Origin of the sequence: Chitinophaga rupis (assembly GCF_900109685.1) — a bacterium.
Classification (GTDB): domain Bacteria; phylum Bacteroidota; class Bacteroidia; order Chitinophagales; family Chitinophagaceae; genus Chitinophaga; species Chitinophaga rupis.
This window is the reverse complement of the sequence record NZ_FOBB01000005.1, coordinates 1-22,008: the sequence shown is the minus strand read 5'-3', so window position 1 is coordinate 22,008 and position 22,008 is coordinate 1. Positions and strand designations below refer to the sequence as shown.

The following is a 22,008-nucleotide window of genomic DNA, read 5'->3' as shown; positions in this document are numbered from 1 at the left end:
TGACATACCACATAAAACCGCTATAGCGTGCCTATAAAGGTGTGTATACATGACGGTATATTGAGGAACCTATTTCACACGTAACACTACATGTCTGATATTTTTTCTATCAGCCGTATAGGTAATATGCAACAGTCCATCCGGTGTTTGAATGATGGCGGGGTAGCTGAACTCTCCTTTTTGCTGATCTTCCAATGCATAGATGTCTTTCCAGTGCCGCCCGTCAGCGGAGAGGGCTACGTTTAATTTGCTGCGGCCTTCAAACCACTCTTTGCCTGCGCTAAGCGGGTTGTACACCAGCACCTGCAAGCCATTGCGCAGGGTTACGGCATCGGTGCCGGAATTAGGGTTGGGCAGGTCTGTTTTGGATAAAGGGCCCCAGGTTGCTCCCTGGTTACCGGACCAGGCTTGTACTACATAGTTCTGCCGGCTTCTGCACAGCAGCTGCAAACTATCGCCCTTATGAAATAAAATGCTGGGCTGTATTACGCCGAAGGTATCGTTATTAACCGGCAGGTATTGCCAGTACTGTGCCTCTGCATCCGACCTTTCCAGGTGAATATGCCACTGTTTTTCATCTTTACTTTCTGTGCTGGAGGGGTATAAGATATCGCCGTTGGCCAGCTGCACCGGTTTGTTCTTAATGGGCCCCAGCAGGCTATCCCGGAGCTTTTGCGCGGCCGACCAATGTTTGCCGTCATCGCTGGAAGTGCGCATTACGCCCCACCACTCGCGGGGCGACTTCCCTATCTTGTAGAACAGCAGTAAGCGGCCGGCCCTTGTGCGGAACAGTACCGGGTTCCAGCAGGGATAGCGCAGGGTATCATTGATCACGCCGTCGGCTACACGCCGGGGTGCGCTCCACTGTCCATTCTCCCAGGTGGAGGTATAGATACATACATCCGGGGCGCTCTCCCGCGAACCGCCAAACCAGGCTGCCATTAAGCGGTTATTTGATAAAGGCGTGATAGTGGATGCATGGCAGGCCGCAAAGGGCGGGTTTTGCATGATCAGCTCACTCTTAACTAAGGTAACGCGCGGCTTTTGCGCATGGGTTTGTGTACAACACAACAACAGGAAAATGCAAAGGGAGTATCTCACGTATGTAAATATACGTTTTCAGGAAAGTAGATGTTCATTGTCTTTCAGCTGCACACCGGATAGCTGCAGGCGCACTGCTTCGCGCAGCAGATAAAAAGTTTTGGCTGCGGCCGCTTCATAAGATAAGCCTGCTTCCCGTATATTGGAAATACAGTTGCGCGCCTCATCTGTTAACCCCACTTTGGGGCGGTAAGTAAGGTACATACCCAGGCTGTCGGGGGAGCTTAAACCCGGCCTTTCCCCGATAAGCATAATGGCGGCCTTTGCCTGCAGCAAAGCGGCTACTTCATCACCTACAGCTACCCTGCCCTGCTGTACCAGGCAAATGGGAGCAATGCTCATACCAGCGCCCTGTATCAAAGGGATCAGCTGCTGCAGTAAGGGCACTGCATGTTTGTTCACTGCAGTGGCAGATAAGCCATCTGCAATAATAATAGCTACATCACTGCTGGTTGCCGTTAATAATTGCGCAGAGCTTTCATCCAGCTTACGCCCCTTATCCGGGCGCTGCAGGTACTCATGCCGGTCGGCAGCACTGCTATGGAGTACGTGTACAGGCAGCTGGAATACGCTTAGCTGATCCTGCAAGGTTTTTACATCTGCCAGGGAATATACCGCATCCCGCGCATGGGCATGCGCCATGCGGAACTGCAATACTTCCTTCAACGGAATAGCAGTACCGGTTCTGCCCAACGCTATGCGTGCGGGCGTGAACGATTTTAATTGTATCCAGGGATCGGCCATGAATGAATAATTAATAATAATGGATGCAGGAGTACGCTTAGTTGTAGCACTGCATTGTTGTTTGTGCATGGTTAAGAATGAATAATTAACAATAATAATGCAGCACTAAATCTGCACGTAGTATCTCCCTACGATTATTATTTATTCATTCTTAACTATTAATTACAAATTTTCCAATAGTCTGTGCGTATGTACGGGCAGCTGGTTACCATGTGCATCCATAATACCTTGTTGCAACAGCCATTGCTCAAATTCAGGAGCCGGGCGCAAACCCAGCACCTTACGCACATACAGCGCATCATGAAATGAGGTGGACTGGTAATTGAGCATAATATCATCTGCACCGGGTATGCCCATTATGTAATTACAACCTGCCACACCCAGCAGGGTTAAGAGGTTGTCCATATCGTCCTGGTCCGCTTCGGCATGATTGGTATAACATACATCCACTCCCATGGGGAGGCCTAACAGCTTACCGCAAAAATGATCTTCCAGCGCCGCGCGTATGATCTGCTTACCATCAAACAAATACTCCGGTCCAATAAAGCCTACCACGGTATTCACCAGCAGCGGATCAAAATGCCGGGCTACTGCATAGGCCCTGGCCTCGCAGGTTTGCTGATCCAGCCCTTCATGTGCGTTGGCGGATAAAGCGCTGCCCTGGCCGGTTTCAAAATACATGACGTTGTTGCCGATGGTGCCGCGTTGTAATGATAAAGCGGCGTCATGCGCTTCTTTCAGTAATGCTATGTTCACGCCAAAGCTGCTGTTCGTTCTTTCCGTACCGCCAATGGATTGAAACACCAGGTCCACCGGCGCCTGCGGCATAATTTCCAATGCGGTAGTAACATGGCATAATACGCATGACTGGGTGGGGATCTCGAACTGCTGCCGCAAACGGTCCAGCATTTCCAGCAGGGTTATTACGGCGGAAGGGCTGTCTGTAGCGGGATTGATACCTATCACCGCATCGCCGCTGCCATACAGTAATCCATCTACAATACTGGCGGCAATGCCTTTAGGATCGTCCGTAGTATGGTTGGGTTGCAGGCGGGTGGATAAGCGGCCTTTTAAACCGATGGTGTTGCGGAACTTTGTAACCACCTCACATTTGCGGGCCACGCTGATCAGATCCTGATTGCGCATGAGCTTTGATACCGCGGCTGTCATTTCCGGTGTAATACCCGGCGCTAATTGCTGCAGGGTGGCGGTATCTGCCTCATCGCCCAGCAGCCAGTCGCGCCACTCGCCTACCGTCATATGGCTAATACGGGCAAAGGCGCCCGGGTTATGCGTATCTATGATCAACCGGGTAATTTCATCTGTTTCATAAGGCACCAGCGCTTCCTGTAAAAAGGTTTTCAAAGGCACATCAGCAAGCGCTATTTGTGCGGCCACTCTTTCCTCGTAACTGCCGGCAGCCAGCCCGGCCAGCGCATCGCCGGACCGGTAGGGCGATGCTTTTGCCAGTAAGGTTTTCAGGTCCTCAAAGCGGTAGCTGGTATTTCCTATAGTACACTGGTAAGCCATGTTATGATGGTAGCTGGTATAAAGTTATATCTTCCTGTGTTTGTTTGTGCTTACCGGCCAGCAGAAATACGATCAGCGTAAGTCCCATGCCGGCAAAGAACAGCAGGCTTAACCAAACATTATAATAGATGATGGCAACCAGCGATAGAATGGATAATAACAATGCCACCAAAGGCACCCAGGGATAACCCGGTACTTTAAAGGGCCGCGGCATATCAGGCTCTTTTCTACGCAATATGAATAATGCCACCATGCTCAGGATATACATTACAACAGCGCCCAGTACAGACAATAACACCAGCTGATCTGTTCTGCCCAAACACAGGGCAACAATACCCAGCAAACCGCCTGCTATAAGCGCCCGGTCAGGGGTTTGATGTTTGCGGCTTAGTTTGGATAAGCCTTCCGGTAAATACCGGCTGCGTGATAGTGCAAACAGCTGCCGCGAGTAGCTGATGATAATACCGTTAAAAGATGCCAGCAAACCAAACAAGCCAATGCCGGCAAAAATGCGGGTAATATTATTTTGCCTGCCCAGCACAATGCCAATGGATTCCGGCAAGGGATAGTCGATGCCGGAAAGGCTTTTCCAGTCGGTAATACCACCGGTAAGCACCATTACGCCAATGGCCAGCAGCATCAGGGTTAAGATGCCGGAAATATAACCTTTGGGTATATTTTTTTCAGGATCTTTCACTTCTTCGGCCACCATGGCTATACCTTCAATACACACATATAACCAAATGGCAAAGGGCAGCGCTGCAAACACGCCTTTTATACCAAAGGGCATCGCATCATGTAAAAAATTCTCCGCTTTAAATGCCGGGGCCACAATACCCATATAGATCAGCAGCTCCAGCACTGCCAGCAGCGTAATAACCAGCGAGAAAAGCGCCGATTCCTTAATACCCAGCATATTTATGCCGGTAAGCGCTACATAAAAGGCAATGGCGGTCCACAACACCGGTAAGGATGGGTACAGGAAATGAATATAACTACCAAGGGCAAACGCAATGGCGGGGGTGGCCAGCAGGAACTCCACTACCGTAGCATAACCTGCTATTAGCCCACCGATGGGGCCAAAGGCGCGGTGCGAGTAAGCAAAGGGCCCGCCTGCATGCGGAATGCAGGTGGTTAGCTCTGTAAAGCTGAAAATAAAAGTGAGGTACAGGATAGTGATAATGAACGTAGCTATTAAAAAGCCTACGGTACCCGCTACGCCCCAGCCATAGTTCCAGCCAAAATATTCGCCTGAAATAACCAGCCCCACGGCAATAGCCCAAAGGTGTATGGGGAGAATAACTTTTTTGAGTGAAGACATAATGTTCAATTACGAATTATTCAATTACTAATTACGAATTAAATACAGTGGTGATAAACGCTGTTCTATTAATTCGTAATTCTTTTGTCTTCCGCTTCCGGTAGCAATATAATAAAAAGGCCTGACAGGTTTCAGTAACCCATCAGGCCTTTAAAATTTATGATCTAAGATCTAAAATCTAAACGAAAGCCTGCTAAAGAAATAAGTGCCGTTAAAGCCCATCTGCAGCGGCTCGTAAATACCACCGGAATCGGTAAGGGTTGCATTGTGCCTGGTGGGATATACGTTAAACAGGTTACTGGCGCCAACCACCCAGGTAACGGCCGGAATGATCTGGTAGCCCACGGAAAGGTCGGTTACGATGCGTGCGTCATATATGTCGTATACAAGATCATAGTTCTGCAGGCGAATGCGGTCGAAACGTACAAAACGCAGGTTGGTATTGAACTTACCGTAACGGTAATCCAGCGTAAGGTTAATTTTGCTGGGTGGTGCGGAGGCTACCAGGAAAGAGCGTTCCCGGTCGCTGAAGTAAATATCCTTACGGCTGGCCAGCTTGGCAGATGTTTTAATATCGCCCGTTTCCAGATCGTTGAAGTTAGCAGCCAGGGTAGCGGTAAAATCATGCCCGCCGCTGAAACGTTTGTTCCAGGTTACAATAGCATCCAGGCCCAGGGTTTTGGTGTCCAGCGCATTGGTAAAGAACTTTACCACGCTTACATTCAGCTTGTCCAGGTCCGGGGCTATTTCCGGCGCATTGTCCGCTGTAAAATCACCGGTAAGCACAATGCGGTCTTTTATTTTCACATAATAACCATCTACCGTAATGCTTAAACCCGGCGCCGGCCTGGAAGTAAGGCCCAAACTTGCGTTCACGGCCTTTTCCTGCTTCAGCGGCTCTACGCCCAGCACGCGGGTTATATTGCTCTGGTTACGGGTCAGCAGGTTTTCAATGACCTCTCCCCTTACCACGTTGGTATAGGTGGTATTAAAATAGATCTGTGCCAGGGAAGGCGCGCGGAAACCGGTGCTTATAGAGCCACGGAAAGCCAGCGCAGGCGAGATCTCATACCGCATAGACAGCTTACCGTTTATGGTGCTGCCAAAATCATTATACCGCTCATAACGGCCGGCAGCGCCTATCATGAAGTTAGAAGAGAAGTTAAACTCCCCATCTGCATACACGCCCAGGTTAGTACGGGATTCATCCACCATATTCGCAGGCTGAAAACCCGGGAAGCCCTGTGAGCCGGCAGCTTTGTACACGGTATCTATACCGCCGTTATCATTGGGCACCAGGTCGTATGCGCCATATGCTTTCCAGGAACCTTCCTCGCCTGCAAAAATGCGGTAGTTCTCTGTGCGGAACTCTGTACCAAAGGCAATGTTGGTACCCTTGGGCAATACATTTTCAAAAAAGCGGGTAAAGTGCAGCCCTGCGGTGTTCTGGCTCAGCTGAAAGCCGCCGGCATCAAAGCGGGTGGGCGATTGCTCCAGTAAAGAAGCATTCAGCGTATGATCCACATAATAATGAAAACGGTTAATGCCGTAGGTATTGTTAAAATCCACGTTCCAGCCTTTCATTACCCCGCGTACGCCTACGGATATAGAACGGTCGCCAATATCAGAAATGATCTGCGGGTCAAAACCATTGGGGTAAATGGAGGGTATGTTACGGTCGTCGCCGGCATAACGCGTAAACGCATAGGCGTTACCGTGCCGCTGGTTATAACCGCCAAAAGAATAGATCTCCGCTTTTTCCGCAATAGGGATGCGTGCATTGTACATGGCGGCATAGTTCTCCATCATGGCATCGCCATAAAAGCGCCGCGGCACATTATCTTCTCCTACCTTGGCAGGATCCTCTGCCCGGTTGGTGCGGCCACGGTATAAATAATCTGTTGTTACATTTATAAAACCGCCCTCGCCTATTTTAAAACCGTAGTTGGCGTTCAGGCCTACATTTTCACCATCGCCTTTGGAGGTTATGCCTCCGTTAATGTTGGTGGTAAGCCCATCTGTGCTGGATTTCAGCACTATGTTAATTACGCCGGCAATAGCGTCGGAGCCGTATTGCGCAGCAGCGCCATCGCGCAGTATTTCAATACGCTCAATAGCTGCAGCAGGTATGGTGTTCAGGTCAGTACCGGTATTACCCCGGCCACGGGTACCGTACAGGTTCACCAGCGATGACTGGTGGCGGCGTTTGCCATTAATAAGCACCAGTGTTTGATCCGGCCCCAAACCACGCAGGGTGGCGGGGTCTATGTGATCTGCACCGTCGGAGCCTGTTTGCCGGTTTGAGTTAAAAGAGGGCGCTACAAATTGCATCAGCTGGTTCAGATCCAGCTGCCCTACTGAGTTGGTGATCTTTGCAACCGGGATAATGTCAATAGGCACCGGTGTTTGGGTTACAGAGCGGTTCAGGCTGCGGCTACCCACTACCTCCACGCCCTGTATAGCGGTGCTTTCACTTACCAGCGATACGTTGAGCGTGTTTTTCCCATTCAGGGATACTTCCTGTGTAGCATAACCCAGCACACGGAAAACAATTACAGCGTTGGCATTACCAGCCTCCAGCTGAAAAGCACCTGCAGCATCGGTAGTGGCGCCGCGGCTGGTACCTTTTTCAAATACGCTTACACCGGGTATGGGGGCGCCGGTATTATCGCTTACTTTTCCTTTTACTACATGTTGGGCATAGCTGTTCAGGCATGCCAATAGCAGACCTGCAATCATGAGGGCTTTGTTCATATGGTTCTTCTGATTTAGATAGCTCTAGTACGAATTGGCTTGGATTTAAAAACGATTTAGATCTTTTTGGTACGATTTAGATTCCTGGCTTCAATTAAATATAAGCACTTTTTGTGGAGATAAAAAAAGATGCTCCTTCGCATGGGGGTTCCATTCGTGCGTTTTCATTGTTCACTGTTATATATAAAACATTCAGTGTTCCGTTGTTTTTCAGAGGTGTAAGGCTATCCGGTTAATTCAGGGTACAGGGGTATGGTGATAAAGTTCCGTGTATGTAAAATTGTATTTTACGATATTTATATGGCGACGAAAATATATAAAGGCCCCTAACTATTACATATCACGTTTGTGTGATAAATTGTATAGTTGACAATTTTAGCAACTATTTATTCGGATAGTTGTGGAGAATGTCCACAAAAAAACCGCCCAGGAATGAGCGGTTATTACTTTTCCAATACAAGTGAAACATCTGACTATAAAAATTTAAGCGTGTACTAAAGATTTATATAAATCTAACTACTCCCAAAGAAACAGGGCCCTAATCAGATGTTAATAAGGCCGGAAGTTTTAAATTTATAGTATGCAACACACAGATCCCCGGGTGGATGCCTACATTGCAAAAGCGGCCCCCTTTGCACAGCCCATCCTGCAACACTTACGGGCATTGGTACACAAGGCCTGCCCTTCCGCTACAGAGAACATCAAGTGGGGCCGGCCCTTTTTTGAGCACCAGGGCATACTCTGCGCTATGTCGGCCTTTAAGCAGCATTGCTCTTTTATGCTTTGGGGCGCCAGCATGTTAAGCGATCCGCATAAAATATTGCAGAAGGAGGAGGACTCAGGCATGGGGCAGTTCGGACAGCTTACCAGTGTAAAAGACCTGCCGGCCGATAAAATACTGATCGCCTATATTAAAGAAGCTGCAGCGCTCAATGAGCAGGGCGTTAAACCCCGTGCAAAGCCGGCTGTTAAAAAAGATAAAAAGGAGCTGGAAATACCGGACTACTTTCAAAAAGCCCTGGCAAAGAATAAAAAGGCGGCTAAAACTTTTGAAGACTTTAGTTATACCAATCAGAAGGATTACGTGGAATGGATCACAGAAGCTAAAACAGATGCCACGCGTGAGAAACGCATAGCTACTGCCATTGAATGGCTGGCGGAAGGAAAAAACCGTAACTGGAAATACGAAAAGAAATAAATTAGAAATACCGCGGATCCGCATCATCATTCCTGCCGGATGGGAACAGGATACCGATAGATATTTCATGCGATGGGCCTGTACCGGTAAGCTTACTCATGTTCATATCATACGAATACCCCAGGCGGAAACGCGGCGCATTGAACACGCCCATAATGCTTACGTTGCTGGTGGTACGGTAAGAACCGCCTACCCATAATTTAGCGCCCTCCCCTATCAGTAAAAAAGAATTAAAGTCAATGCTGATGGGCCCTTTCATGTCGGTTTTCACCATCAGGGAAGGCTTTAATTGAAAGTTCTCTGAGAAAGGTATCAGGGTACCGCCGGTAAGATAAATGTGCTGTGTTTTGCGGATGGTCTCAAACTTATACCCTTTCCAGGAATAGCTGGTATTGGTGTAGGTAGATAAGAGATCCATTACAGATAACCCGAAATAGAACTGCGGGCTGTAATAATAGATGCCAAAGCGGGCATCCGGCGCTATGGAAGCTGCAGGCGCCACGGGAATCACAGGGTCATTGGCATCTGTATACATGAAGGTGCTGCCGTCAATACCATATTGTGTAACACCAATACCCAGGCCTAAGCACAGGCGGCTCAGGTTCTCCTCATCCATAGGAATGCGGTAGGCGTAAGAGCCGTATATGGAGTAGGCATGCTGCGGCCCTAAATTATCCATCATCATTTGCACGCCAATGCCTACACGACGATCATTATCATCTCCGCGCACCAGGCCGTCAACCGATACGCCTCCCGTACGGGGTGCGCCGGGAAAGCCGGCCCATTGCTGCCGGTAAGTGGCATTCAGGTACCAGTCTTCCTTATTGCCTGCAACAGCCGGGTTCACACTCAGCTCATTAAAAATGTACTGGCTAAACTGCAGGTTCTGCTGCGCATTACCGGTGTAAGCCAGCAGCAGCATTACTATGCATGCATACAGCTTACGCATAACAGCTCTTTTTGGCATGGCAGCCTGCTTCATTATTTCAGTATTTGCACCCATCCCTTATAAAGTTTCTCTTCGTCAGATGATGTTTTTACCTTCAGCACATAGTAATAAGTTCCTTCATTCAGCTTTCCTCCGTTGCCATCCCAGTCGTTATGATAGTCCTGGGAAGCATATACCTGTCCGCCCCAGCGGTTATACACATATAACTCCGGTGCAGTATAACTTTCCAGGCCGGCTATTTTAAAATATTCGTTCAGGCCGTCGCCGTTAGGTGTGAATACGTTCGGGAATACCAGGTCCAGGTTCACCGGCTTGTTTTCCACCAGTATAACAGCCGGTGCAGGTGTGCCGGGGCAGCTGGCGTCCGTAAACGGATCGCAGATGCCTGTACGGCGCACGGTATCGGCAGTGCCTACCGTTGCTATATTTTCTATCTGCGCTACGCCGGTAAGGTCATCATCTGTTCTTACCAGGAAGCTCACTGAGTCTTTTACTTTTACGCCTATGGTGGCACGCGTCCAGCTAATGGTATTGGAGGCCGCATTATACACGCCGCCCGTGGCATTGCTTACATACTTCGTATGCGCGGGTATAGTATCTACGATCGTTACATTGGCTAACTGCACCCCGCCTGTATTGCGGATGTAGATCCTGTACAACAGCTCCTGCGCCGGTTTGGCTACGGCGGTATTATCATCGTTCTTCACGGTTTTCCAGGTATTGAAGCCGCCGGATTTATTCACGTACACCACAGTTGCCGGATCATTAGGCCCGGAGCTCAGGTTCGGGAAGTTGGGATTCAGCGGGTCTGCCGGGTGCACGGGCTGGTCGCCCACACCGTCGCTCAGGTCAATGGTGGCTGTATTCACAATGCTGTCTGCGCCGGTCAGGTCATCGGCCACCCTTACCAGCAGCTCACGGGTAACAGTTATACCAGGGGCAATTACCGGAATGGTCCATGTTAACAGGCCGCTGGCATCCGGTTTAATACCATCTTCTGCTGATACGAATACCGTGTAAGCGGGCACTAGGTCTTTAATGATCACGTTCACCTGGTTGGTATCGCTGCCATTACTGATGTGGATGGTGTAACGGATGGAGTTGCCTGAGCTTACCTTGCCGGTTACATCAGTGCTCATCCAGGCAGCGGTTGTTACCGTATCGTTATCGGCTATCTGCACAGTGGCAGAGCTGTTTAACCCGGTAAAGGCCAGGTAAGCGGTAATTTTATTAATGATAAGCGTAATAGCTTCCACGCCTTCCGGCTTGGTATCGTCAATTACAGTGATCGGGATCTTAACTCCGTTGCTGCCGGCAGGTATCACTACCTGGGCGGGTATGCTATCATAATCAACGGCGTTCTGCGCGCTGCCTTTTACTTCATACTGTACGGTAATAGGCTTATCAGCCAGCTTGCCGGAGGCCAGGCGCACGGTAAATTCGCCCTTGTCTGTAGTGCCATCACCCGGTTCTGCGGCATCTGCCTTGGTGGCTACCATTTCTATGGCCATGTTAGCGGCATCCTCGTCGGTAATGGTTACGGTATCGGTCTTCAGCTTACCTATGTCGTACTTCACAGCTGAGGTAAGCTTGGTAAGTGTAACAATCACGGTTTCTTTGCCTTCTACCCTGTTATCATCAATCACCGTTACCGGTATGGTTACATTGCTGCTGCCGTTAGGGATGGTTATGGTAAGCGGTATGCTGGCGTAATCCGTACCATTGGTGGCTGTACCGGTGATGGTAAGGTCCAGGACCACATCGGCTGTTACCGGTTTGCCTGAAGCTATGCGGATGGTGAACTGGCCGCCGTCTGACGGTTCAGCGGCATCCGGGTCGCTGGCGCTGATGATCACCTGTTCGGTATCATCATCATAAATGGTAACAGTATCTTTATCAGCTGCGCCTTTTACAAAAGGCATGGTGGATGTAATGGTATTGAGCGTAACGATCACTGTTTCGGCGGTTTCCGCAATCGTATCATTCATCACTTTTACCGGGAAGGTTACGCTGGTGCTGTTGGCCGGGATGGTTACTGTACCGGTAAGCGGTGTAAAGTCTGTTCCGCTAACGGCGCTGCCGCTAACTGTGTAGGTAACGGTAATGGGTACCAGCGGTGTTTTGCCGGAGGCCAGCTTAATGGTGAACTCACCATTGGTAGCCGGTTCTTCTGCATCCGGGATGCTGGCTTCAATTATGATCCCCATGTTCACATCATCGTCGTCATCAATGATCACCGTGTCTTTGCTATGGGCGCCTATTACAAAGGGCAGGCCGGCTGTGGCGCCTGTAAGGGTCATGATCACGGTTTCATCCCCTTCTACCAGGTTATCGTCTTTCACAGGCACATCTACCGTAGCGCTGCTGCTATTGGCGGCAATAGTTACGGTGCCAGACAAGGCGGTATAATCTGTACCACTGGTAGCGGTACCGGCGGTAGTATAAGTAACGGTAATGGGTACGCTGGTAATTTTACCGGAGGCTATGCTTACCGTGAACTGGCCATTGGTGGCTGGTTCTGCACCTGTTTTCACACTGGTGCCGGCAATAATATCCATGTTGGCTACATCATCATCATCAATGGTGATGGCGGCTGAATCTTTAGTATGATCTATCGTGAACGGTAAGGTTGAGGTTACCGTCAGTAATTTAATAGTCACTGTTTCGTCCCCTTCTATCAGGTTATCGTCCAGTACCTGCAGCGGTATAAAGGCGCCGGTGCTATCGGCCTCAATGGTAACGGTGCCGGTTAGGCTGGTATAGTCAGTACCATTGGCGGCGGTGCCGCCTACCTGGTAAGTAACGGTTACGGGTACGGATGCGGCATTGCCATTGGGCAGGCTTAAACGGAAGGCCGCGGTATCAGTAGGCTCAGTAGCGCTTGGATCATAGGCGCTTACTGAAACTTTCAGGTTATCATCATCATCATCCAGGATCATTACCACGCAGGTATCGCCGCCGGCAAAGTTAATGCCGCCGCTGGTTACCGGCTGGGGTTTAATGATCACGGATTCATCCCCTTCTATCAGGGCATCATTTAATACCGGTACTGGTACCAGCACACTGTTCTGCCCGGCTACCAGGGTAGCTGTGCCGGCTAAGGTGGTATAATCCGTGCCAGGCATAGCAGTACCGCTTACCTGGTAGGTTACGGCCATATCCTGCTTAAAGGTATAGGTACCGGGCAGGGCCAGCTTAAAGCTGCCATCGCCGCTGGATTCGCTGCCGTCGGCCACAGTAATGGCGTTGATCTGGCAGTTGGCCGGCACATTATCATCATCCTCTATACTAACTGTAGTGGTATTATTGGTAGTGCTGATGGCATAGGTAGCCAGGTTATTGGAGCTGCCGCTTAATACGGTGATCACAATATCCTCCTGGCCTTCTATCACCTGGTCGTCGAACATGGTGATGGGCACCAGTACGCTGCTTTTACCGGCGGATATGAATGCTTTACCTGTAAGGGCTTTATAGTCGCTGCCGGCAGTGGCGGTGCCTCCAATGGAGTATACCACCGTAACAATTTCCCCGGCTTTTACCCCCGGCGGCAGGCTAATGGTAAAGGCGCCCGATGTGGTGGGCTTTTCCTTACCGTTAATGGTGCCTACAATGCCAATGCTTAGTTCGGAGTCATCATCCAGGATGGAGGAGCTCACAGAACGGCTGGACGACAGCTGCACGTTAAAGCTGGCCGCGGTGGCGCTGGACATAGTGATCCTCACGGTCTCGTTCCCTTCAATGGTCTTATCGTCTATTACCGGTATGGTAAGTACTACATAGTTGGATCCCGCCGGCAAAATGATCTGCCCGGAAGGTGTTTGGTAGTCAACCCCATTGGTGGCTGTACCGCCATCTACATAATAATTAATAGTAATATCCTCCGGCGCCAGTAATGAGCCGGGCAGTGCAAATTTGGCGGTAATGGGTGCGGATGGCTCCCCGGCCTGCCCTGTGGTGGGATAGGCGGTAATAACGTTATCGTTATCAATGATCTTCAGGGTTTCGGTAATATGCGGATCCAGTGCATAGGCCGTGGCGCTGCTTAAACCGGTGGCGCCGGTAATAGTTACCACTACGTCCTCATCCCCTTCTATCAGGTCATCATTAATAGCCTCTAAAGGCAGGTGTATATAATCTTCCCCGGCAAAGATGGTGGTGGTGCCGGTCCATATGCTGGTATAATAGTCTGTATTGGCTGTAGCCGTACCGGAAACCGTAAAGGTAATGGAGATGTCTTCCGTGGCCGGGCCTTCGGATAATAAGATATCCATCCCTCCATATCCCCCGTTCTCATTGGCGTCTATCGGGTTGCCGGTGCTAATGGTCTGGATCCGCTTTCCTTTTCTGTGAAGCTTAACGGGGTTATCAGCAGCCAATAACTGGCTGGCTGCCAGTATAAAGGCAGCGAATGTGCAGCATAAGGTTCTATAGTGTTTCGCACTCATAAGTTACAGCATAACAAGCGTTTACGACAAAGCAACTGCTGCGGTTCACAACAATTGCCGTAACACTTTGTAGTCATTAAAAGCACCCCCTGTTTATCTCAAACCAAATATTAATTATTCGTATTATAATATATAAAATTATGAATATTTATTAAATAAAATAATATTATTTGTCGTTAATGTGGTAAGTTATTAACACCTGTTGTGAATAGAAACCCAAAGTGTTGGCAGATCAATGAGTTGGATCAGGAGCTTTTATAGGGCTGTATAATATTCTTGATAACGTATTCTGTGAGGGAGTTGCGGCCGGTAAGCCCCAGCTTCTGGGCAATGTTATACTTGTGATTTTCAACGGTTTTTACGCTCACGTACAGGTCCTGGGCTATTTCCTTGGTGTTTTTGCCTTCTGCAATGAGGCGAATAACCCTGGCTTCCGTTTTACTGAGCTTATCCTGAACATCGGCCGGTACCAGGGGAATGGCCATGGGGGTTTCGGGGTTGGTTTCAACGGCCCGGCGCATATTATTAAAAATAGAGAAGCGGGAAATACGGGAGCGGATGCTGGAAAGCAGGTCCTGCCGTTTAAACGGCTGTACCAGGTAATCATCAGCCCCCAGGTTCATAGCCATGCGCATATCCTCTTTAGTATCCTTATTGCTGACCAGTATGAACGGCAAATGGGCCAGCCGGGGATCATCCCGCAGGGCCATTAAAAAGTGGTGACCGCTGCCATCCCGCAGCTCCATGCCACAAATGATCAAATCGGGTAATTGCTCCAATGCAATGCCTAACCCCTCTTCGGACGATAACGCGGTGATTATCTCGTAATGCGGGATCAGCAATTGACTGACTTGCTTAATGAATATATGGCTCCCGTCCACAAGCAGTATTTTACGGGAACTGTCAGTCATCAGACAATATGTTTGAAGCAGTTAGCATTGGTAAGATTCCAGGCAGCCTAAAAAGCTAACTGACTACACGGGCAACATTTTCATTTTGTGTTGGCAATTCGATTTTGTTATCACCATAGTTTAACTAACAGGCACGGGATAAAGAGCGCCAATATAGCTTTAAGTTTTTGTTATTCAATGGATTACAAATTTTTGAGGTGTATTGTATACCCTTGATTACCCAATCGTGTTCACAAATAACGGGCGCCACTATACGCTTACAGAACGGCTTTACACCAATTTGGGTACTAGTTCCCAATATTGGGAGTATGCACTCAATTTTCGGCTACACGCTAAAAATCATTAAAATGGTTGGCCACTCTTTTGCATTTTTGTACACGACCAAAAAAAGCTAAGTAGCGTAGTATTCAATGCAGTATAAAAATACCACCGGCTAGCCCCTGGTGTGCTATGCGAATGCAATGCCGGCAAAAGCTGGCATATTAATAATATTTAAACATACTCTCTATAACTCAAAACTAACAGGATTAGCTTGCGAAAGCAAGTTTTCATAGGATAGTTATCTAACCCTGTCCCCCATTCCTGGGGGACAGTTTTCGTATATACCACTTGTATGCATTGAAAGACAGCACAAATGCCACAGCGCAATTGTGAGCATTAAGTGGATAAGTTTTTTGAAAAATTTTCCTGTAAAAAACGAAAAGCACTCCCTCATGATGAGAAAGTGCTTTCCAGCTGCAGTAACGCCTATACGTTAATCTGCTGTTTGTTTCCCGACTACTTTATACCCTGTCATATTACTATCCAGCTGTACCTGTTGATAATACATTCCATCCGGTGAAACGTATAGCTGCTGGCCGTTTATCTCTACCTTATGGCTGCCATCCGGAAGCTGTGAAACTACATCATCCGGCTGTGTGGCCTGGTTATCAGGCGCTGCGTTATTACTGTTATTATCACTATCATCACCGCCCATATTCAGCTGCCCGTTCTTACCTACTATTGCATAACGGCGCTCGTTATGTTTGATCACTTCCTGGTAAATGGTACCATTGTATTCGTAATAAGTATTCCCATCAATTGTTACCTGTTTAGCGCCAGCAGGTAATGAGGGCACATCTGCACCAACGGGCGGCTCTGCTACTTCATACTGCGTATCGTTGTTATCAGGATGCCGGTAAAAAGTACCATCAAAGTAAAAGTAAGGCCCCCAGGGCGTTCCAAAGGTCATAAACCCATAAGGCAATACCCCTAATCTAAAACCTACCGGATAACGGTAGTAGGGATAATAAGCGCCCACGTAGGGATGGTATACCCGTACCGGCCTGTAATAACGCGGTGCGTAATATCCTCCGCCGCCAAATGCTATGCGTCCGCCACCGCCATAAAAATGTGCTCCCACGCCTACACGCACATGCCCACGCTGTGCGTAGGCGCCTCCTGCTGTTAATGTAGCTGCCAGTAACAGCAGCGCTCCCAGTATATATGATCTCTGTTTCATTGTAAAAGAATTTAATGAAGCGGATATCAGCATGTTCTTCTTTTCTTTTAAACGCTTCCCTCTTTAGATCATTGCATATGCCTGAAGTTTAACAGGGCCAACCGTTAAAGTTATCTTAAAGTGAAAGTTTATTTATTATAAAAATCACTGTTTATCACAACAGTTATGTTTTAGCAAAACGCATTTGCCAGGATTATTTATTACCTGTATTTTGTAAGCATCATGGAAGCACTTCTGAATACCATCCGGCATTTTATCCCGCTCACAGAAGCGGATGCAGCACTGATCCGCCAGCTGTTCAAAGTAAAACAGCTTAGCAAAGGCGAGTACTTTGTACAGGAAGGCTATACCTGCAAACAGGTAGGTTTTATTCAGCAGGGATTGGTGAGATATTTCCTGAACAAAGACGGTCAGGAGCTTACATATGAATTTGGAAAAGAAGGTGAATTTATTTGCAACTATGCGAGCTTTTTAGATCAATCTGTTTCCGATGAAAGCATACAGGTGCTGGAAGATACTTCCCTGCTGGCGATCTCTTTTGATGACCTGCAAACCTTTTACAAACAGGTGCCTGCCGGCGACCGGTTTGGGCGGCTGATAGTGGAAAGCATTTTTGTACGCGCCAAAAAACAGCTGGCCTCCCTGTACAGCGAGCCGCCGGAAGTGCGCTACCGGCAGTTCTTACAGCTGTATCCCGATATTCAGCAGCGCATACCGCAGTATTATATTTCTTCTTATGTAGGCGTAAAACCACCCTCGCTCAGCCGCATCCGCAAACGGCTGGCACAATCCTGATTTATTAACCCAGGTGAACGGAATTGGGAAGGCCGGAATAGAACTTTGTACTGTGATCAAAAACACAAGTACTATGAAAAGAATTACCAGTGCTACCATGTGGTGGCTTACCTTCTTAAGCGGCGCACTGCTTGTTTTTATCGGCCTCCGCTTTTTTGCCATGCCGCAGCTGGCAGAAACAGCCTTTGGCATTAATACCCAAACCAATGGCGATTTCTCTTTCCATTACATTAAGGGGGGCCGCGATCTTGTTTCGGGATCGATGTTTATTGTGCTGCTGCTCCTGAAGCAGTACCGCGCATTGGGTGTAATGCTGCTTATAGGCTCATTAGTGCCCTCTGTGGATCTTTGGGTGGTTGCATCTCACCCGGGCTATGAAACGGCCAGGATATACCCTCATTTAACGGCTATTATACTTGGCCTGGTATTGGGCTGGTATTATGTACGTCAAAGCTCCTTTAACATCCAGTTATCGCAGGCGTAATGGCCGGTATTGCCCATAGGGCCATCCAGGTAATAAAAGCCAAAGTGCTCATACAGGCGGCGGGCCTGCGCCAGCTCCGGCATGGTTTCCAGGTAACAATGCGTATAGCCGTTGTTGCGGGCAAACTCAAGGCATTGCTCAATCAGGTTGCGGGCAATGCCTTTGCCGCGTGCGGCCGGCGCCAGGTACATTTTCTGCAGCTCGCACACCTGCGGCTCGCCCCCATCCAGCGGGTGTATGCCTGCACCGCCAACTATTTCCCCATCCAGCAGGGCAACGTTGTAGGCTGCACGCGGAATATCAAAAAGCTTATACAGGTTATCCGTAGTAGGGTCTGTAAACACCGTACCTGGTTTATTGAGCTTATGTTCGGCCAGTGCATTGCGTACAATGGTGGCCAGCTTTAAATTATCTTCCGGTTGTATAGGACGTACGGCTACAGTTGACATATGCATGGTATTTATTAAGGGATGTAAAATTAGACTATTTTACTGCATGCCCCTAAGCCGGGGCGCCGTTTCCATTACCTTGATAATTTCCGGTGTGGTAAGCGCTGCGGCAAATACTTTTACATGATCCATATACCCGTTAAAAATGCGGGCGTTGGGAAATTCTTCATTACGGCCCAGCGTCCATTTGTTGGTAATGGACAGGTTCACAGGAGCATCCAGTTGGGTAGTGGCTTTTAACACACCATCTATGTAAATGCGTAAGCTGGTACCATCGCAGACCCCTGCTATATGGTGCCAGCGCCCCAACCAGTTCTCCGGCAAAGGTGCGCTCACATCGCCCCGGCCCCAGCCGCCGGCAAAAAAGGTAAGGTCTTTATTACCGGCTACCTGCAGCACATGGGCATCCCCTTTGGTGAAAACATCTGTAAGCCCGTTATCTCCTGACGCTACCGGGTATACCCAGGCCATCATGGTAATGGTATTACCCATTACATCCAGGCTGCGCGCATTGGGCACTTCTACATAACACTGTTTGCCCAATAAAAGCCCTGCAGTGTCTGTGGCGGCTTGTGTGGAAATAATACGCCCGTGGTTATTAAAGCCTGAATGATCCGTAACCAGGCTGTCTGTTTTTTGAAACTGCAGGTCCAGCAGCAGGGTTTCCAGGGGTGTGGTATGTACCCTGAACTTTTCTTTTACATCTCCTGCCTGTAGCTGCTGCCAGCCGGCCTGCTTTGCAATAAACTGCTGCGTAATGTTCTTTTGCTGGCCCGGTTGCAGGGTAAGCTTCAGGGTATTGATCACACTATCCTGTAAGCGGATGGGCAGCTGAAAGCTGCGGGCCTCGCCGCCAATATTCTGCACAGTAAAAGTAAGGCGCTGCGTATCGCCTTTTTGCACCAGGGCCTGTATGGCCAGCTGCTGCACTTCCGGCAAGGCCGGGTAAGGCGTTTGTGGCTTTATAACGGTTACTGCCTTTGCAGGCAAGCCTTTTAGGGTTATACTGGCTGTACCGGTCTTGTATAAACGCAGCGGTATACTATCTGTTACGCTGGCTCCTTTATTCACCAAACAATTCTTATACGCATATGCCTGCCCGTTCACCAGCACCTGTACCTGTTTGGTACCTATGCTGCCGTTATTGCCCAGGGTAAAATGCAGGTAAAAAAGTTCATGCGGTATTACCTTATTTGCAGAAAGGTGATATTCCTTCAGCTGCAGATCCGGCTGCTCACCCGTTAAGCTATCCTGCAACGGCCATTGCTGCACCGGCGCTGTTGCTGTATTAAACACCATTTCTCCGCCTGCTATCACCTGTGCATGCGGCAAATGGATGTGGCCATACGGCTGCTTATTCAGGCTTACAGAACGGATGTAAGCGCCCGGCGCTGTGCTGCGTTTAATGGTGAACGTTTTACCGTTCTCCAGATGCAGCTTTACAGATTGGAATAAGGGCGCGCCTATGCTGTACTCCGGTTTACCCGGGCAAGTGGAGTAAAGGCCCAGGGCGCTGAACACATACCAGCTGGAGGTGCTGCCCAGGTCATCATTGCCCGGCAGCCCGCCAGGAGTGGGCGCAAAGCGGTGGTATAAAATATCGTGGATCCATTTTTGCGTATACGGCGCTGCGCCGGCCTCATTGAACAGCCAGGGCACATGGAATACGGTTTCATTATCAAAAATGATCTGCCCGTTTGTAAGCGCAGCATCCAGCCGCTGGGTGAACAGCTGCCGGCCCCCCATCAGGTTTATTAAGTCCTGCGGGTGCTGCGGCACAAAATAAGAGTAGATCCATGCATCCCCTTCCTTATACCCGGTGGTACCGGGCTGCAGCTTATAATCATCCCCGGCACGCGGCAGCATAAACATTTCCCCTGCATGAAAAAGATTCTGGTAGGCATAGCTTCTTTGCAGGTATGCGGCGGCATCCCCGCTACGGTGCATCACCTTTTCTGCAAACTGCGCCAGCGCCCAATCATCATAGGCATACTCCACGGTGCGGGTTACAGATTCCGGCAAGGTATAGGGAATGTAACCCTGCTGCTGGTACACTGCCAGGTCGGGCTGCAGGAAAGGCGTATCAGCATGGCTTTTTTGCAGGGCCTTGTAAGCCAGCTTACTGTCAATGCCCGGTATGCCTTTCAGGTAAGTATCAGTAATAATGGGTACTGCATGGTTGCCGGTCATGGACTCTACCGGCAGGTGGCCGGTTTGCTGGTACACATCCAGCATGGATAGTACCATATCCCTTTGTACGGAGGGAAACAACAGGCATAACAGCGGGTGCAGGGAACGGAAGGTATCCCAGGGGGAGAAACCGCCGTATTGTGCGGCACCGCTTACCGGGTAAATATTTCCATCAGCGCCCCGGTAGCCGCCATCTGTATCGGAAATGATCCAGGGCATTAACAGGGCGTGGTATAAGGCGGTATAAAAAACAGTTTTATGCGCTTCATCACTATCCTTTACCTCTACTACTGATAAGGCTTTGGCCCAGGCGGCATGGGTACGTGCGTGGATGCGGTCAAAGGCGCTATCCAGCTCCACGGCAATGTTACGCGCGGCACTTTCCTGCCCTACGGTAGAGGTGCTTAGCTTTAGTATTAACGTAGTAGGGCCGGCGGCTGCCGCTGCAAACGTAAACAGGGTACCACCTTCCACGGCCTTTTTATGGGTATAGGCCAGGTCAAAACGGGTAACAGTATTAAAGTGCCGGCCATCGCCAATGAACAGCTGCGGTATTACGCCCGGCGCAAATGTAAAACGGAACAGGCCTGTGCGGGTGGTGGCCGTAGCCTCTACCAGGGTGTTATTATCCGGGAACAGCACCCGGTAATACCCCGGCGATGCTTTTTCCCCTGCATGTGAAAAGCGGCGGTGATAAGTACCCAGCTGAAAGCTGTCGTTACTATTTACCGGCATTATGAATAGCTGGCCTGCGGAGCCACCGGGAAAGCCGCTGTGGTGGCGCAGGCAGCTGAAGTAGTAAATGGAAGTATCACTGTAATCATACCCTCTTGCCCCGCTAACACGGGTTTCCGGCGTTAGCTGCATATTACCCCAGGGTGCTGCGGCGCCGGGATAGGTGCCTCCTTCGCTCCCCCATTTGGTAAGCACGCTGCTTTTGGCGGTACCAATAAAGGGATCTACATAAGCTATTGGGTCTTTTGTTTGGGCATAGCTGCCGTTTATCACTAGTAGGAATAAAATAGCTAATAAATAACGATTGCCGGCTGGTAAGCTCACATTCACTGCTTTTAATTGAAGGGCGGTAAGTTATAAAAAATATCGGGGTTTGTTAGCTGATCTGAGGATGCGGCTCCCTCCTGTTCCAGTAGAAACAACCGGTTGCAATAAAGAGATAAGTCCCCTACTCCTCCTGTAAGCCTTCTATAAGCTTCCCCTTATAAGAGGTGAGTTATCCAGGGCTTATCTATAGTTTATGGTAAAGATAATGGCAAGACAATCTGTCTTGTCCTGGAATAGGTTTACACGTTGGTTAAATAATCCTGTTTGAAGTTTACAATAGCTTGCTGTAATCCTGATTTTGGTTTACAGTTCGTTTTTTTCTTGTTTTCCATCGGGATAGTAGGGTTCCCTTCTGAGTAGCGGCCTGCTCCGGCGTCAGATAATTACAGCTGGCATGAGGCCGTTGCTGGTTGTAAATCCGGATAGCTGCTGTAACAGCGCTGGCTGCTTCTTCGTAGTTGTTAAACTGTCTTGCCAGGTCAAACTCTGATTTCAGAATGCCATTCATCCGCTCTGCTATTGCATTTTCATAAGGATCTCCTTTCTCTGTCATACTGATGGCTACTTCATTGTC

Annotated in this window: 15 protein-coding genes; 3 read left to right on the top strand and 12 right to left on the bottom strand. The window is 49.1% G+C overall.

Annotated features, from left to right (window positions below; all coding sequences use genetic code 11):
* Positions 1-69 precede the first annotated feature (69 nt).
* The 5 genes from BMZ54_RS19560 to BMZ54_RS19540 form a co-directional block, all read right to left on the bottom strand.
* On the bottom strand, positions 70-1,101 hold the full coding sequence (locus tag BMZ54_RS19560; protein ID WP_238386628.1) for a sialidase family protein: 1,032 nt from the start codon (positions 1,099-1,101) through the stop codon (positions 70-72).
* A gap of 18 nt (positions 1,102-1,119) precedes the next feature.
* Positions 1,120-1,914 carry an ethanolamine ammonia-lyase subunit EutC gene (gene eutC / locus BMZ54_RS19555; RefSeq protein ID WP_238386627.1) on the bottom strand — a complete coding sequence of 265 codons (795 nt, stop codon included), beginning with the start codon at positions 1,912-1,914 and terminating at the stop codon, positions 1,120-1,122.
* 93 nt (positions 1,915-2,007) lie between these two features.
* Entirely contained in the window at positions 2,008-3,375 is a 1,368-nt protein-coding gene (locus BMZ54_RS19550; RefSeq protein ID WP_089915867.1) for an ethanolamine ammonia-lyase subunit EutB, read from the bottom strand.
* A gap of 1 nt (position 3,376) precedes the next feature.
* Positions 3,377-4,696, bottom strand: coding sequence for an ethanolamine permease (gene eat / locus BMZ54_RS19545; RefSeq protein WP_089915864.1), 1,320 nt, complete (start codon positions 4,694-4,696; stop codon positions 3,377-3,379).
* Between the two features lie 171 nt (positions 4,697-4,867).
* Positions 4,868-7,450: a TonB-dependent receptor gene (locus tag BMZ54_RS19540; RefSeq protein ID WP_089915861.1), complete on the bottom strand. Its 2,583-nt coding sequence runs from the start codon at positions 7,448-7,450 to the stop codon at positions 4,868-4,870.
* Between the two features lie 580 nt (positions 7,451-8,030).
* Here BMZ54_RS19540 and BMZ54_RS19535 point away from each other — a divergent pair.
* Positions 8,031-8,648, top strand: a complete 618-nt coding sequence (locus tag BMZ54_RS19535; protein ID WP_089915858.1) for a YdeI/OmpD-associated family protein — start codon at positions 8,031-8,033, stop codon at positions 8,646-8,648.
* A 1-nt stretch (position 8,649) separates the two neighbouring features.
* On the opposite strand, the gene BMZ54_RS19530 is transcribed toward BMZ54_RS19535, so the two are convergent.
* From BMZ54_RS19530 to BMZ54_RS19515, 4 genes are all read right to left on the bottom strand, one after another.
* Positions 8,650-9,597 (bottom strand): PorP/SprF family type IX secretion system membrane protein, encoded by a 948-nt coding sequence (locus BMZ54_RS19530; protein ID WP_162277611.1) that lies wholly within the window; start codon positions 9,595-9,597, stop codon positions 8,650-8,652.
* A gap of 32 nt (positions 9,598-9,629) precedes the next feature.
* Positions 9,630-14,042 (bottom strand): Calx-beta domain-containing protein, encoded by a 4,413-nt coding sequence (locus BMZ54_RS19525; protein WP_089915852.1) that lies wholly within the window; start codon positions 14,040-14,042, stop codon positions 9,630-9,632.
* A 245-nt stretch (positions 14,043-14,287) separates the two neighbouring features.
* Complete coding sequence (locus tag BMZ54_RS19520; protein WP_089915850.1) at positions 14,288-14,953, bottom strand: response regulator transcription factor; 666 nt, start codon at positions 14,951-14,953, stop codon at positions 14,288-14,290.
* A 754-nt stretch (positions 14,954-15,707) separates the two neighbouring features.
* Entirely contained in the window at positions 15,708-16,454 is a 747-nt protein-coding gene (locus BMZ54_RS19515; RefSeq protein WP_143081074.1) for a DUF6515 family protein, read from the bottom strand.
* Positions 16,455-16,676: 222 nt separating this feature from the next.
* Between BMZ54_RS19515 and BMZ54_RS19510 the strand changes: the two genes are divergently transcribed.
* Both BMZ54_RS19510 and BMZ54_RS19505 read left to right on the top strand, forming a co-directional pair.
* Positions 16,677-17,249 carry a Crp/Fnr family transcriptional regulator gene (locus BMZ54_RS19510; RefSeq protein WP_089915843.1) on the top strand — a complete coding sequence of 191 codons (573 nt, stop codon included), beginning with the start codon at positions 16,677-16,679 and terminating at the stop codon, positions 17,247-17,249.
* Positions 17,250-17,322: 73 nt separating this feature from the next.
* A complete protein-coding gene (locus BMZ54_RS19505; protein WP_089915840.1) occupies positions 17,323-17,733 on the top strand; it encodes a DUF4267 domain-containing protein in 411 nt (136 codons plus the stop codon).
* Here BMZ54_RS19505 and BMZ54_RS19500 read toward each other — a convergent pair.
* The 3 genes from BMZ54_RS19500 to BMZ54_RS19490 all read right to left on the bottom strand — a co-directional run.
* Positions 17,697-18,182, bottom strand: a complete 486-nt coding sequence (locus tag BMZ54_RS19500; protein WP_089917113.1) for a GNAT family N-acetyltransferase — start codon at positions 18,180-18,182, stop codon at positions 17,697-17,699. The genes BMZ54_RS19505 and BMZ54_RS19500 overlap by 37 nt on opposite strands.
* A gap of 39 nt (positions 18,183-18,221) precedes the next feature.
* Entirely contained in the window at positions 18,222-21,431 is a 3,210-nt protein-coding gene (locus BMZ54_RS19495; protein WP_089915837.1) for a GH92 family glycosyl hydrolase, read from the bottom strand.
* A 274-nt stretch (positions 21,432-21,705) separates the two neighbouring features.
* A partial coding sequence (locus BMZ54_RS19490; RefSeq protein WP_143081073.1) for an integrase core domain-containing protein occupies positions 21,706-22,008 on the bottom strand: 303 nt, incomplete at its 5' end.

Excerpts from the sequence above, each read along its gene's own strand:
- eutC (WP_238386627.1), bottom strand. The coding sequence starts at position 1,914 with ATGCACAAACAACAATGCAGTGCTACAACTAAGCGTACTCCTGCATCC.
- BMZ54_RS19550 (WP_089915867.1), bottom strand. The coding sequence starts at position 3,375 with ATGGCTTACCAGTGTACTATAGGAAATACCAGCTACCGCTTTGAGGAC.
- eat (WP_089915864.1), bottom strand. The coding sequence starts at position 4,696 with ATGTCTTCACTCAAAAAAGTTATTCTCCCCATACACCTTTGGGCTATT.
- BMZ54_RS19540 (WP_089915861.1), bottom strand. The coding sequence starts at position 7,450 with ATGAACAAAGCCCTCATGATTGCAGGTCTGCTATTGGCATGCCTGAAC.
- BMZ54_RS19535 (WP_089915858.1), top strand. The coding sequence starts at position 8,031 with ATGCAACACACAGATCCCCGGGTGGATGCCTACATTGCAAAAGCGGCC.
- BMZ54_RS19530 (WP_162277611.1), bottom strand. The coding sequence starts at position 9,597 with ATGCGTAAGCTGTATGCATGCATAGTAATGCTGCTGCTGGCTTACACC.
- BMZ54_RS19525 (WP_089915852.1), bottom strand. The coding sequence starts at position 14,042 with ATGAGTGCGAAACACTATAGAACCTTATGCTGCACATTCGCTGCCTTT.
- BMZ54_RS19520 (WP_089915850.1), bottom strand. The coding sequence starts at position 14,953 with ATGACTGACAGTTCCCGTAAAATACTGCTTGTGGACGGGAGCCATATA.
- BMZ54_RS19515 (WP_143081074.1), bottom strand. The coding sequence starts at position 16,454 with ATGAAACAGAGATCATATATACTGGGAGCGCTGCTGTTACTGGCAGCT.
- BMZ54_RS19510 (WP_089915843.1), top strand. The coding sequence starts at position 16,677 with ATGGAAGCACTTCTGAATACCATCCGGCATTTTATCCCGCTCACAGAA.
- BMZ54_RS19505 (WP_089915840.1), top strand. The coding sequence starts at position 17,323 with ATGAAAAGAATTACCAGTGCTACCATGTGGTGGCTTACCTTCTTAAGC.
- BMZ54_RS19500 (WP_089917113.1), bottom strand. The coding sequence starts at position 18,182 with ATGTCAACTGTAGCCGTACGTCCTATACAACCGGAAGATAATTTAAAG.